The 13,958-nt window shown below is 64.0% G+C and carries 9 protein-coding genes; 6 read left to right on the top strand and 3 right to left on the bottom strand.

Features of this window, described 5'->3' with window-relative positions; all coding sequences use genetic code 11:
• From BN1056_RS08720 to BN1056_RS08695, 6 genes are all read left to right on the top strand, one after another.
• Nucleotides 1-1,615: polysaccharide biosynthesis protein (locus tag BN1056_RS08720; RefSeq protein WP_210580435.1), on the top strand; the 1,615-nt coding region annotated here is incomplete at its 5' end.
• The gene (locus tag BN1056_RS08715) at nt 1,612-2,649 is read left to right on the top strand and encodes an MraY family glycosyltransferase (RefSeq protein ID WP_210580434.1); all 1,038 of its coding nucleotides are present in this window, start codon (nt 1,612-1,614) and stop codon (nt 2,647-2,649) included. The genes BN1056_RS08720 and BN1056_RS08715, both read left to right, overlap by 4 nt.
• Nucleotides 2,650-2,654: 5 nt before the next feature.
• The gene (locus BN1056_RS08710; RefSeq protein WP_210580442.1) at nt 2,655-3,899 is read left to right on the top strand and encodes a glycosyltransferase family 4 protein; all 1,245 of its coding nucleotides are present in this window, start codon (nt 2,655-2,657) and stop codon (nt 3,897-3,899) included.
• A complete protein-coding gene (locus BN1056_RS08705; RefSeq protein ID WP_244671603.1) occupies nt 3,892-5,634 on the top strand; it encodes a glycosyltransferase in 1,743 nt (580 codons plus the stop codon). Before BN1056_RS08710 ends, BN1056_RS08705 begins: the two co-directional genes overlap by 8 nt.
• Nucleotides 5,631-6,557: an ABC transporter permease gene (locus BN1056_RS08700; RefSeq protein ID WP_244671602.1), complete on the top strand. Its 927-nt coding sequence runs from the start codon at nt 5,631-5,633 to the stop codon at nt 6,555-6,557. Before BN1056_RS08705 ends, BN1056_RS08700 begins: the two co-directional genes overlap by 4 nt.
• The gene (locus tag BN1056_RS08695) at nt 6,541-7,458 is read left to right on the top strand and encodes an ABC transporter ATP-binding protein (protein ID WP_244671601.1); all 918 of its coding nucleotides are present in this window, start codon (nt 6,541-6,543) and stop codon (nt 7,456-7,458) included. The genes BN1056_RS08700 and BN1056_RS08695 overlap by 17 nt, the downstream gene beginning before the upstream one ends.
• Before the next feature lie 83 nt (nt 7,459-7,541).
• On the opposite strand, the gene BN1056_RS08690 is transcribed toward BN1056_RS08695, so the two are convergent.
• From BN1056_RS08690 to BN1056_RS08680, 3 genes are all read right to left on the bottom strand, one after another.
• Entirely contained in the window at nt 7,542-8,606 is a 1,065-nt protein-coding gene (locus tag BN1056_RS08690) for an XcbB/CpsF family capsular polysaccharide biosynthesis protein (protein ID WP_244671604.1), read from the bottom strand.
• The gene (locus BN1056_RS08685) at nt 8,606-9,877 is read right to left on the bottom strand and encodes a glycosyltransferase (RefSeq protein ID WP_210580427.1); all 1,272 of its coding nucleotides are present in this window, start codon (nt 9,875-9,877) and stop codon (nt 8,606-8,608) included. The genes BN1056_RS08690 and BN1056_RS08685 overlap by 1 nt, the downstream gene beginning before the upstream one ends.
• A 341-nt stretch (nt 9,878-10,218) precedes the next feature.
• Entirely contained in the window at nt 10,219-13,932 is a 3,714-nt protein-coding gene (locus BN1056_RS08680; RefSeq protein WP_210580425.1) for a CDP-glycerol glycerophosphotransferase family protein, read from the bottom strand.
• Nucleotides 13,933-13,958 lie beyond the last annotated feature (26 nt).

Raw genomic sequence — 13,958 nt, 5'->3', positions numbered from 1 at the left:
CCCGCAGATCCTGGTCACGGACTTTCTGGTGGCGGCGATCCTCATGCTCATCTCCGCCCTGTCCCAGGGCCTGCTGCTGCCACTGGGTACCGCGGCGGTCTCCGGCGCGGTGGCCTTGACCCTGCACCTGGGGTCGCGCTGGGTCTTCCAGCGGCTGGTCGAGTGGCGGCATCGCCCCGAGGCGCACCGCACGCGACGCACGATCGTGCTCGGCGCAGGCTACGGCGGGGTGCAGGCCATCAGTCTGATGCAGCAGGACCAGGACGGCACCTTCACTCCCGTGGCGATCCTGGACGACGACCCGGCCAAGCGCCACCTGCGCATCTCCGGGGTGCGCGTGCTCGGGCCCTGGGACGCGCTCGGGAAGGTGGCCCAGGAGACCCGCGCGGACCTGGTGCTGCTGGCCGTTCCCTCCGCGGGCCCGGGCAAGGTGGACGAGGTCGTGGAGAAGGCGCAGGCCCTCGGGCTGGAGATCCGCATCATGCCCTCCATGGAGGAGCTCGTCGACCGGGCCCCCTCACGCCGCCCCGAGGCCGCCCAGTTGCAGTCGACGAATGTCTTCCGGCCCCCACAGATCGCGGACCTGCTGGGGCGCCGCGCCATCGACACCGACGTCGACGCGATCGGCGCCTACCTGACCGGCGAGCGCGTGCTGGTCACGGGCGCGGGCGGCTCGATCGGCTCGCACCTGTGCCGAGAGATCGCACGCTACGAGCCGGCGCGACTGATCATGGTGGACCGGGATGATTCGGCCCTGCACGCGGTGCAGCTGTCCCTGGACGGGCAGGCCATGCTCGACTCCCCCGACCTCATCCTCGGGGATCTGCGCACCCCGGGTTTCATCCAGGCCCTGTTCGACGAGAACCGGCCCACCATCGTGTTCCACGCGGCCGCCCTGAAGCACGTCACCCTCACCGAGCGCTTTCCGGAGGAGGCCTTCCTGACGAATGTGGCGGCCACCCGCGACCTGCTGCTGGAGGCTGCCAGCCATAATGTGCAGCGCTTCATCAACATCTCCACGGACAAGGCGGCGGACCCGCAGTGCGTGCTCGGCTACTCCAAGCGGGTGGCCGAGCGCCTGACGGCGACGATCGGCGCCACCCTGGCTCCAGACCGTCACTTCATCTCGGTGCGCTTCGGGAACGTGCTGGGTTCGCGCGGCTCGGCCCTGCGGACCTTCGCCTCCCAGTTGGAGCGCGGCCTGCCGATGACGATCACCGATCCGCATATGGAGCGCTTCTTCATGAGCGTGGACGAGGCCTGCCAGCTGGTGCTGCAGGCGGGCGTGCTGGGCCGCTCGGGCGAGGTACTCATCCTGGACATGGGCGAGCCGCACAACATTGAGGACATCGCACGCCGCTTCGCCACCCTGATGGGATACCCGGATGCCCAGGTGACCTACACCCGCGTGCGCCCGGGAGAGAAACTCTCCGAGGAGTTGTTCGGCCAGGGCGAGGCGGATCAGCGTCCCAACCACCCACTGATCTCCCAGACCTCGGTCCCCCCATTCCCCCCGGAGACCCTGCAGGCGGTGGCCGACCTGCGCGAGCGGGCCCAGTGGGGGCAGCACGGTGCTCTGGTGCGTCGGTGGATGCAGACGGAGAGCAGCGCATGACGCTTGCCCTCGTCCTCGGTTTCCTGGCTGCCGCCGCGACGACGGCGGTGGCGACGGCACTGCTGATCCCGGTGCTGCGCCGCGCTCAGGTGGTCGATATCCCGGTGAATCGCTCCTTGCATGTGGCCCCGACCCCGCGTGGCGGCGGGCTGGCGGTGGTGCTCGGCGCGGTGCTGGTGATGGGGGTGGCGCCGGTGATCGCCTGGCATCGGGCGGGGCTGCCCGACCTTGCGAACCGCTTCGACGTCGCCATGCTGGGGTTTGTGACAATCCTGGCCTTCGCGATCGTGGGGCTGGTAGAGGACCTGTTCTCACTGACGAATATCTCGCGACTTTGCCTGCAACTACTCCTGGGCCTGTTCCTGGGTCTCGCGGCGGCCGCGCAGGTGGGAGCGAGGCCGTGGGCTGCCGTGCTGGTAGCGGTATGCACGGCGGGGCTCGTCAATGCCACGAACTTCATGGACGGCGCCAATGGCCTGGCCGCGGGGCATGCGGCGGTGGCCGGCCTGTGGTTCGTGGTGGTTTCGCTGGCGCACCCGGTGCCGGGACTCGGGTTCGTGATGATCACCGTGGCGGGGGCGGCCGCCGGATTCCTGCCGTTCAATGCGCCGCGCGCGCGGCTGTTCCTGGGCGACTCGGGCTCCTACGCGCTGGGGGGCGCGTGGGCGTTCGCGGCGACGGTCTGCCTGGCCCGGGGGGTGCCCGCGCTGCTGGCGGTGGCGCCACTGCTGGTGCTGGTGGCGGATACCGGATTCACCCTGTGTATGCGGATACGCACCGGGCAGCGCTGGTACGAGCCGCACAGGCTGCACGTCTACCAGCGGCTGGTCACCTTCGGCTGGCCGCACTGGGCGGTGGCGCTGCTGGTGGCGGGCACGGCCGCTCTGTGCTCGGCACTGGCCTGGGCGGGGCTGCAGCCGGGGCTACGGCCGCTGGCCTGGCCGCTGGTGGCGCTGGTACTCGTGGTCTACCTGCGGCTGCCGTTGCTGGTGGGGGCCGGCGATCCGTTCCGTACGCTCAGGCCGGTGCGGTGAGCGCCATGCGTATCCTGCTGCTGACTCACTACTGGGCCCCGGAGACGGGTGCCCCGCAGAAGCGTTGGGGGTGGCTGGCCCACGGCCTGGTGGGGCGCGGCCACGAGTTGGCGGTGCTCGCGCCGGCCCCGCACTACCCCGCCGGCCGCCTGCTCGACACCGACCCGCGCCACGCCCCGGGAGCGGCCTGCCGGGATGCCACGGGGGCGCTGGTGCACCGCACCGCCTTCCGGCCCTACGACGCCGGCCTGGGTGGCAGGGGCGCGGACCAGGCCGTGGCGGCGGCCGACGCCGTGCGACTGGGACTGCGGCGTTTTTCCGGAGCGCGGCGCCCCGACGTCGTCGTCGGGACTGTGCCCGGGCTGCCGACCCTGCCGGCAGCGCTGGCGCTGGGGCGGGTGCTGCGCCGGCCCGTGGTGGCCGAGCTGCGCGACGCCTGGCCGGACATCCTGGACTCTGCCTCCAGTTGGGCCGGCGGTGAGCGCCCCGGGCTGCGGCGTCGTGCGGTGGCGGCGGTACGCGGAGCGGTCCCGCCGGTGATCACCCGGCTGGAGCGCGACGCCGACGCCGTGGTGACCACCACCGAGTCCTTCGCCGCCGTGCTGCGCGAGCGCGGCCTGGGCCGCGTGGTCACGGTGCGCAACACCTCCCCCACGGGCATCCAGGCACCAAGGCCGGTGCCGACCGTGCGGCAGGACGGCGCGCTACACGTGCTGTACCTGGGCACGGTGGGCCGGGCGCAGGGGTTGGTCAGCGCGGTGCGGGCCACCGACCTGGCCGCCCAGCAGGGCACCCCGGTGCTGCTGCGGATCGTGGGCGACGGCGCGGAGGCCGCTGCCGTGCGCGCCGAGGCGGCGCGGCTGGGTGCACCGGTGCAGGTATTGGAGCCGGTCCCGGCGGAGGCGGTGGGTGAGCAGTATGCGTGGGCCGATACGGTGCTGGTGTCTCTCCAGGACTGGCCGGCGATGTCGCTGACGGTGCCGTCCAAGCTGTATGAGGTCCTGGCCACCGGCCGTCATATCAGCGGCGCCGTGGCGGGCGAGGCTGCCGCGATCCTGCGCGACTGTGGAGCCGGGGACGTCGTCGTCCCACAGGATCCGCAGGCGCTGGCAGGGCTGTGGGCGGAGTTGGCCACCGACCGGACCCGCCTGGCCCCCACCGGCGGCGGGCGGTGGCTGGCGGAACACGTGCGCGAGGAGGCCCTGGTGTCCCGGTATGAGTCGTTGCTGGAGGAGGTCGCCGGTGTCTGAGACGCGACGCTTGCGGAACCTGTCGCTGCTGGCGGATACCGCCGCCCGCCACCTGGCGGAGGACCCGCTGCTGCTGGCGGTGCAGTCGGCTCGGAGGCTGCCGCCAGGAGTGCGCGGGCGCCTGGCACAAGCGGTCGGCGCCGGTGCGGCGGGAAGCTCCGTGCGGGCGGCGTTGGGCGCCTTCCTCGCCGACCGCCCCGCCCAGGCGGAACGGGCGCTGGCGTCCGCGGCACCGCGCTCGGCGGTAGGGCGGCGGCTCGCGGCGGAGCTGGCCGTGCAGCTGGGCGGGGTCTCCCCCGAGGTGGCGGCGCAGCTGCCGCCGTCGGTGCGGGCGCGGGAGTTGTGGTCCCGGGGGCGGCTGCATGAGGCGGTCGCGGTACTCGACGGCGTGCCCGGGGCGCAGGCGCAGCGGGCCAGGCTGCGTTCACAACTGGCATTGATGAGTCCGGGCTTCGCCCTCCCGCCGGTCGTGCCCTCCCCCGCACGGGTGGGGCCGCGAAGCGACGGCCCCACGCGTGTGCTGCACGTGTTGACGAACTCCTTCCCGCACACCCAGTCCGGTTACGCGGTGCGCTCCCACGCGGTGCTGCGCGCACAACGCCGGGCCGGGATTGAGGTGCGGGCGGTGACGCGGATCGGTTATCCGGTGACGGTGGGACTGGTCGACGCAGCCGGCGTAGACGTGGTGGACGGGATCGATTACCGCAGGTTGCTGCCGGCCCGCCTGGCGCCGACGCCGGCGGCGCGGCTGGTGCAGATGACTCGTCTGCTGGCGCAGCAGGTTGAGGACTTCCGCCCGCACGTGCTGCACACGACCACGAACTTTCAGAATGCGCTGGTGACGCGGGCCGTGGCGGAGTCCTACGGACTGGCGTGGGTGTATGAGATGCGTGGTGTGCTGGAGCAGACCTGGGTGGCCTCCCGCCCGGCCGATCAGCAGGCGGAGGCCCTGGCCTCGGAGCGGTTCGCCCTGCTGCGCGCCAAGGAGACGGAGATGGCGCTGGCAGCGGACGCGGTGGTGGCCCTCTCGCAGGTACAGCGCGAGGACCTGATTGAACGTGGGGTGCCGGCGCAGCGGATCAGGGTGGTGCCCAATGCGGTGGATGACACGGTGCTGGAGGTGCCCGAGGTGAGCGCGGCGGACGCCCGTGCCGGGCTGAGGCTGCCGCGTGAGGGCTTCTGGGTTGGCAGCGTGTCCTCCCTGGTGGGATACGAGGGCTTCGACCTACTGCTGGAGGCAGTGGCGCGGTGCCGTGCTAACCGAGTGGATGTGCGCTGCCTCCTGGTGGGCGACGGCGTGAGTCGGCCGGGGTTGGAGGCCCGGGCGGTTGAGCTCGGCCTGGGGCCGGAGGTGTGCGTGTTGCCGGGGCGGGTGCCGCCGCAGGAGGCCGTGTCCTGGTATCAGGCGCTGGACCTGTTCTGTGTGCCGCGGAAGGACACGCCCGTGTGCCGTTCGGTGACGCCGATCAAGCCCTTCACGGCCATGGCGCTGGGCCGGGAGGTGCTGGTATCTGATCTGCCGGCCCTGCGGGAGGTGATTACCCTCGGCGGAGGCGACGTCTTCCCCGCCGAGGACACCGTGGCCTTGGGCACGGCCCTGACCGCTGCGGCCGGGCGCGCAAGGAATGAGGTAATTAGCGGGCAGAATGGGACTCGCCCCGGTGTTCCCGCCGGTCTGCCCACTTGGAGCCGCAATGGCGGCATCTACGCCGCACTGTATGAGGAGTTGAGGTGAGCGCACAGTCGCAGGAGTCCATGCCCATGACGTGGCTCGACCGCGCCTATGAGGCGTATGTGCGCAGTTCCCACGTGGTCTCGGAGCAGCAGCTCCGCCAGCTCTCCCCCGTGGGGCAGCGGCCACCACTGGGGAAGTACATTGCGCGGCTGTGGCAGCGTCGGCACTTCATCTGGGCGGACGCCCGGGCGAAGGCTCTGGGCTCTCAGCGCGGCACCCTCCTGGGCAACGCCTGGCTGATTGTGAAGCCCATGCTGGACTCGTTGGTGTTCTTCATCATCTTCGGCATGCTGCTGCAGACCTCCCGCGGGATCGAGAACTTCATCGGCTACCTGATTATCGGCGTGACCCTATTCCCGCCCCTCCAGCGGGCGATCACGGGGGGCGCACAGGTCATCAAGAACGGCCGGAACATGATCCGGGGCTTCTCCTTCCCCCGGGCGGTGCTGCCGATCTCCTACACGCTGCGCTCGGCAATCGATTCGCTGCCACCGCTGGCGGCGGTGCTGCTGCTGGTGATGATCCTTCCGCCCCATGCCCTGCCCACGTGGCACTGGCTGTTGGTCATCCCCATCTTCCTGCTGCAGTTCATGTTCGGACTGGGACTTACGTTCTTCGCCGCACGGATCACCGCCCTGCTGCCGGATATGCGCAATATCTGGCCCTTCCTCACCCAGTTCTGGTTCTACGGGTCCGGGGTCTTCTTCTCCTACGAGCGCTTCATCAACCACCCGACCGTGCTCGCCTTCATGGATGTCAACCCCGGATACCTGATCCTGACGATGTACCGCAATTGCATCCTCTACGCCACCATGCCGGATGCACACTCGTGGACGATGCTCATTGTCTGGGCATGTGGTGCCGTCGTGCTCGGCTTCGTGTTCTTCTGGGCCAAGGAGGTGGACTATGGCGTGGAGCGCTGAGACGGACGGGGGCTCGGTGATGACGGATCCCACGGTGGTGGTGAGGGACGTGCGCGTGCGTTACCACTCCCCCTCCAGTGATGCCGCCGCTATGCGCGCCGTCTCTCCCGCCACGCGTGTCTTTCTGCGGGCTACGGGCCAGCAGCCGAAGGTGGACGTGGACGCGCTCAAGGGCGTCTCACTGGTGGCACGGGCCGGTGAGTCCATCGGCATCCTCGGCCGCAACGGCTCGGGCAAGTCCACCCTGTTGCGGATCATTGCCGGCCTGGAGACGCCGCTGACCGGTAGCGTCATGGCGCGGTCTACCCCGGTGCTGTTGGGCGTGAATGCCGCGCTGGTGCCTGACCTGCCCGGGGAGCGGAACGTGATCCTGGGCTGTTTGGCGATGGGGTTGTCGAAGGCGCAGGCGCGCGAGCTGCTACCGGAGGTGGTGGAGCTCGCTGGCATTGGCAAGGCCATATATCGTCCGATGAAGACCTACTCCTCCGGTATGGCCTCACGTCTCCGGTTCGCAATCGCCGCGGCGGCGAACCCGGACATCCTGCTGATCGACGAAGCACTGAGTACCGGGGATGCCGCCTTCAAGGAACGCAGCGAGCGGAAGATGGCGGAGTTGCGCAAGGCCGCGGGGACGGTATTCATTGTCAGCCACGCCGCGCAGACGATCGAGGAGATGTGCTCGCGCGCGATCTGGCTGATGGAGGGCGAGATCATCGGCGATGGACCCGGCCCGGAGATCGCCCACGACTACCGCTGGTGGTCTTGGAACATCACCAAGAACGAGTTCGCCAAGGCGGACGAGATCCTGGCCCGTTGCCGCGAGAAGTGGGCGCCCCGGGAACCCATCATCGCCGATCCAGAGCTATATAAACGGCAACCGCGCCACGCACTCAACGTATAAGTCATCGAAACCGCGCCCAACCACACCAAGCACGAAACCGCCCGACTCTAACCTGCAACACACCTGCCGCGACGGCATCCCACTCAACCAAAAATCTCCCGCCGCCCTGGGCAAACCGAGATGCCTTCCACCTGCATGTTAAGAAGCCCGGTCACGGTCCTCAGCGTCCTCACAGAAACATGCGGATGATCCACAATCCGTTCATCGACTGAAACCACGAACAAGTGCCGCCTGCCCACATCATCAAGGCGCTCCGACATGCCTTCCACAAGACTAAACAATGGCGAACCGACGCCCGACACCAAGACCAGGCGGGCATCATCAAAACGATCGCCCGCCGATGAATTTGCGACAAGCCGATCGAAATACACGTCTTTCGCGTTCAGGAACACGCCGCCGCGCGTCCAGTGCGTATCGTTGTACCGCGACTCGTAAGAAGCGTCATCCAAGATCGGGTCTACAACAACTCCCCGAAAACCTCCTAGCAGAACCTGGGACAACGCCGCAGTCCCGCCTTTCGACGCACCGTACACAACCACCCGCGAAGGCTCCAAATCCAAGCCTGCTGAAACCTTGTCGATAAGCGCTCGGACTTCCCAGTCGCGTCGCGGGTAATTCACAGTCGGGAGATAAAACCCGCCAACAACTCCATCCAGATCAGCGATTCTCAATACCGCAACACCATCCGGAAGATGCTTCGAGATACTCTGGAAGTTGGGCTCGAAGTATCTGGTCAACGACGCCTTATCGAAAGGATTCGACATGGAGGAAAACACAACCACCAAGGAGCCGATGCGAACACCTTCAGGTAAAAACAGCTTGTAAATCAAGCCAGACTCGTCGACCTTCATATCCCCCTGGCGCACAGGTTGCCAGAAAGACGGGATTCTTCGACGATGCACAAACCTGGTAGTACGTCCGTCACTGGCGTACGCAAAGAAACCGTGCTCCGCCAACGCAAACACCACAGGGCGGATCTCGCCGTACGTACGCGCGACACGCATCAGATTGTCACTACCTGAGACGTAACAGCCATGCTCGACCTCTATGAAATCGACCTCGCCGCACTCGTCGATCACCGACAGCGCCGCCCCAGGGTCCTTATCGAGGCACAGACGAATAGCTCTCTTTGCAAGCACTTGTACCATCACGGCCTACTTCCGATGCGCCCCAGCTTACCTCCGAGCGACAAGAACAACGCCAACCAGTCCTTCCGCAGACGCTCAACAGTATTAGAGTCAGCCAACCGACGAGGTCCCGCTACCGACATACATTCACGAAGATCGTTATGCACCAGGAGAAGCCTAACCGCGTCGATCAGCTCATCGACGTTGCCAGGATCAACGATAAAACCGCTAACCCCATCCTCGATAGCATACCGAGCGCCATACTTGAAGTCATACGCCACTGGAACGCAACCCGACATCACACACTCCATCAGAGACAATGGCTGCCCTTCGTACTCCGATGGGAACAGCGCAACCGCGCTCGCAGCGTACTCCCTCCTCGGGGTATCTGAGAAACCCTTCAGCGAGACGTTCCCAGACAAACCGGAAGACGTGATCGCGGCACGAATACTCTCCTCTTCCGGCCCACGCCCCCAAATATCAAGCCTCGCATCCGGTACACTGGCCAGAATCCTGCCAAACTCCTTAACAACGTTGACGATACCCTTCTCCGGAGACAGTCGCGATATAATCGCGACCTTAAACGGGTCACGCTCAACCGTCTCTGCAGCAACCTCAGACTCGACAACGTGCGGAATTACGTGCACATTATCCAATGCCGGGTTCATCTTCAGCAGATCATACTTCTGCTCATTGGTCAGTACGACCACCGCATCCATCGTTCCGAGCGCTTCCAAGGTGGACCGGAGCTCCGGCTTGAACTCCGACCTCGAATAACGTCTAGACCCACCGAGGTGAGAGTTGTGGAACGTATAAACCACTTTGAAGTTCAGCAGCGCCGCCGCGCGATCCAGGGCAGGACGCCTGAACGCCCACTCGGAAATCAACACGTGGTCGCGCAAAACATCGCCGTTGAAATTGACAAGCCAATATGTCAGCATCTCGCTCATGCTGGCGAACACAACCTCACGCAATTCGGCATCAAGGTAAACCCAACGCGCAGGCGCGCCGTCTCTGTGTTCAACGAGCAAATAACGCACTCCACTGTCGTTAAAGTACTCCTCAGCCTCCAGCTCGTTGCTGTCGTCGAACGACTGCACCTGGCAGACCTCGCCCTCATCCGAATAGCGAAGCCGACGATACCGCTTTCCAGAGGCCAATAAGTCAACAAACACTGGCCTAAGCTCCTCGGCGTCCAGTTTCTCGAAAGCAACATACTCGCCTGAACGGTAGTACCGCCTGATTGTGGGGTCGCTCTCGTCGGTTCGCACCTCCGTGCTGCCTTCCCTCACGAAGCGAGGTCTACTAGCCGACGGCAACGTTGCGGTCGAGCGAGGAAGCTGCGCGAAGTCCCGGTACAAGTTACGCACCTCCGTACGAGACCCCAGTCTGCCCTCGCCGCGAAGAGCGCGTAATTCGCTTTCGAACATCGGCTGGAACGCATCCACCAAGATCACCGGCCAACCGCCCCCGTCAGACAACTGTCTGCTACGTAGCACCACCGAATTCGCCAGGCCGGCAGCTCTGTAGGTCAACGGTCCACTCAGTAGCATCGGATACGTCATTCCCACAGAGCCCTCCTCGGGGCCGTCCTCGGGCGCGGTACTTCCACCTCTCATGCACGAGTTCATGGTCATACTCCGAGCACCCGGATATGAGCCGCGCGTGCATCGGCCAGGTAGTCCTCGATCGAGAACTCACCGTGGTGCTCACCAGCCGCTATTCGCCTCATACCATCAGCGACCGAATCGACATCTGTGTGTACCAGCAGGCCACCCCCGGCTTGCAATATCGAACGCGGCCCAGGAATATCCACACTTACGACTGGAACGCCAAGCACCAATGACTCAAGGACTACGATACCTTGCCCTTCGAACAGCGAGGTCAACACAAACACGTCTGCACGCCGCAAGTAGCGGTATGGATTTGAGTCATGCCCGGCGAAGAACACGTGATCGGACACGCCGAGTTTCGAGGCCAAGGCACCTAGCGCCGCGCGTTCGGGGCCGTCTCCGACTATCAGCATGCCGTCATCCTGGCCTCTGACCTGACAGAACGCCCGAATGGCAAGTGCGTTGTTCTTTTCCACCGAAAGTCTGCCGACTTGCACGTAAATGGTTCCGGAGTGCCTTGTCAGAAAAGCTTCACACTCCGCACCAACCGGAACATCGGCGGCCTCGCGTATCGCATCACAATCCACAAGATTCGTCGCGACCTCGAACCTACCACGCGGATCGTCTACCAACATGGCATTAGACTCCATCGCCGACTCCGAGACCGAGGCGATGCAGTCGAACCATGGGTACACCTTTGCAACTCCATCAAGATACGGGAACCTTCTACGCGCTTCCCGCGCCATGTCTGAGTGCAAATAAACCACCTTGCGAACGCCTGATGGCGCTGAACCGAGTACCAACAGCCAATACCTCGTGTATCCCTCGAAGCATACGGCAACGTCGAAACGTGCGTCGCCGTAAAGCCGACGATACTCACGCGCGTACATGCGCCGAAGCATATTCATCTGCTCAGCAGACCAGAGTTCATCTCTCGACATGAAGATCGTGTTCAGCCACTGTTCTTCAGGATCACGTAGGGCGGATCCAACCAGAGGCAGGGCATATACGTCCTCCGGTAGCGACCGGAAGATCTCAGCGCGCTCCTCAATAGGGACAATCTTCGCTCCCTCAACGGATACGGTGACACCGATATCGTTTGCGACGAGGAACTTATTCAGCTCTCTCGCGCTGGCAGTCACCCCGTTCGGCGCGAAATGCCCCTCGAAGAGGACCACTTCTTTGTCCTTTCGCTCGCCGGTCAACTTAGTTTGTCCGACATCACGACCTTCGAAGAGAAATCCCAGCACCCGATCTGTGGCGTTGCCGTCCTCATGCTCCCACATCTCGGCGAACTTGCCCAGATCGTCCGGCGCCGACCATTCCCTTTGGCTCACTGCAGCCGTCAACTCGTCGCGCGTGCTTACAACCTCGACTGGTAGTTCTTCCAGCGCCATGTACAAGCCGCGTTCAGACTCATACTCCGCACGATCATACACATACAGAATCGTCCTCACACCCGCCCCCACGGAGTCGATCGCGATGGACGAGTAGTCAGACACGACGACATCCACCGCTCCGAGCAACTCGTTTGTGTCGATATCACTGGGGACGTTCACCGCGGAAGACCTCAGTCCGGCCAGACCCGACTCCATCAGCGGATGTCCGCGAAATGCTACAACGACGTCCTCCGCATTCATTGCCGCTAGGTCGGCCTCAATCTGGCTCAGGTCAACCTTCTTGTCAGCCAAGTCCCCGCGCCAGGTTGGCGCGAACAGCACAATTCGCTGGCTCGGTGATGCTCCCAGCCGGCGACGAATCGCGGTGCGTTGTTCTCCCGAGAGCTTCAATGTAACGTCCATTCGAGGGGAGCCCGTAACCGCGAATTCACCCGGGAAGATCCGGGCGACGTCATATCGGTCCAGCAGCACTCTACCGGTGAACATATTAGGAGTAGCCAGGTGTGTGACGTGAAGGAAGTTCCGAGTAGCGTTACGGTGATCCATCACGCCTGACCTAATGTCCTTGCCCAGCGTCTTCATCGGCGTCCCGTGCCATACGTTAAGATACTTCTGCTGTTCACGGCGTGAGAAGTACGGAGGGAACGTGTTGTTAGAAATGAGCCACCCGGCCGTCGCTAGATAGCGGATATAGGCATCCGATTGCTTTGAAATGAATATTACGTTGGTGTGCCCTCGCAGTTCCTCGGGAATCCGTTCACGATCGTTGATGACCACGACGTGGGTCATACCCTCGCCCCGCGGAGTAGCGAGCATTCGAATGATCAGCGGCTTCACGGAGCACGTAATTGCCGACCCATGATTGCTCTCATACAGCGCGACATCGGCGTTGACCGGGAGAAAGTCGCAGTACGCTACGAAAAGCGCACTTTCTTTCTGTGCACGTGTTTTCACGTAGTCATCAACGCTCACGCCATAGGGCTTACCGAACTGTTTAGAACTCAGGTAAGTTTCCACAGCCTCGCGTTTTCTGCCCAAACGCATAAGGCAGGCAGCGTGATGCAGGTACGCAACCGGGTCGTGTGCTTCGAGGCGTTGCTCTGCCGCCGCGAATGCGTCGTCGGCCAGGCCATCATACCGAGAGACGACCGCTGCCTCCGCAACCGCCAGGCAGCCCGGCCCGTCGCTTCGTTTCATTGCCTGCACAAGATCGTCCCGTAAGACTTGCTCATCCCAAGCGATGTTCACCCCGTCTGGGCTTTTCTGTGGGACGTACGTTGGAAGTTCCTTGGCGGCCGCATCCACGTCGCCGGCCTTAAGCAGACACCATATCATCCGGTATCTGCGATAAGCGTGCGGAGAGCTTGAGTTCAGGGACGCACGATATGCTGTCGCCGCCTCTGCGAAACTCCCCTTTCGTTCTAGAGCGAATGCGAGATCGTACCAGGTCTTCTTCTCTGTCGGCGCAAGCTGCACAGCTCGACGCAAGTAGCTTATCGCTTCTTCCCAACGGTATTGCCTGGAGTAGGCGAAGCCAAGCGCATGTATTAGTTCCGCCTTGGGCTTCGGCGTCATTTCCACAACGTGCCGGTATTCACGTACGGAATCATTCCAGTATCCTTTTTCCTGGAGAAGGCGGCCCACGCCTAGTTCTGTTACAACGGGGCGCTTGTCACGCTGCACTGCGGTGAGCCAATGTGCACGCGCCTCCGTTATGTTCCCTTGCCTTGAGTGCGCTATCCCCGCGAATAGGGCGTCACTGGCTTGATCTCCGTGGCGCTCACACCATTCATATGAGCGGGCAGCCAACTGCCATTGTTTCAGGGAAAACGCTTGGCTGGCCAGCTTGCGCTGCCAGGCCAATGAGTCCGAGTGTGATAGGGCTCCCGCCTCGAGTATCTTCAGGCGCTTCCAACCTGGAATGCCGCTGGATAAGTCAAGGACCAGTTGATGGGGCTCCGGTGCGCCTGGATCAAGTTCAGACGCAATTTCAGCATTCTCGATGGCGCCTTTGACGTCCCCAGCCTCTTTTAAGCACAGAGCCATTCTCATGTATCCGTGCGACTCGTCCGGACTCAGTTCAATTATACGCGCATACGTCTCGGCGGCCGCCGTGAAGTTGCGTCCGCGCTCGAGGTAGTACGCTCGTCGATTCAGCAGCTCAGGATCATCCCATGAGGCACCCAAGGAGGCGATATAGTTCGCTGCCGCTTCAGGTCCGCTTGTCCTATTAATTATGCGTGCTTTGCGAATCTGCACCTCGTGGTCGTCTGGAGCCAGTGTCGCCATTCTCGTCGCAGCTATTGGCGTTTTATCCTCCAGCCTGCGCATCATGCTTCGTACAACTCGTGTCCGACGAG

Source organism: Actinomyces succiniciruminis, assembly GCF_900002405.1.
GTDB classification, from domain to species: Bacteria; Actinomycetota; Actinomycetes; order Actinomycetales; family Actinomycetaceae; genus Actinomyces; species Actinomyces succiniciruminis.
This window is presented reverse-complemented; position numbering and strand designations above follow the sequence as displayed.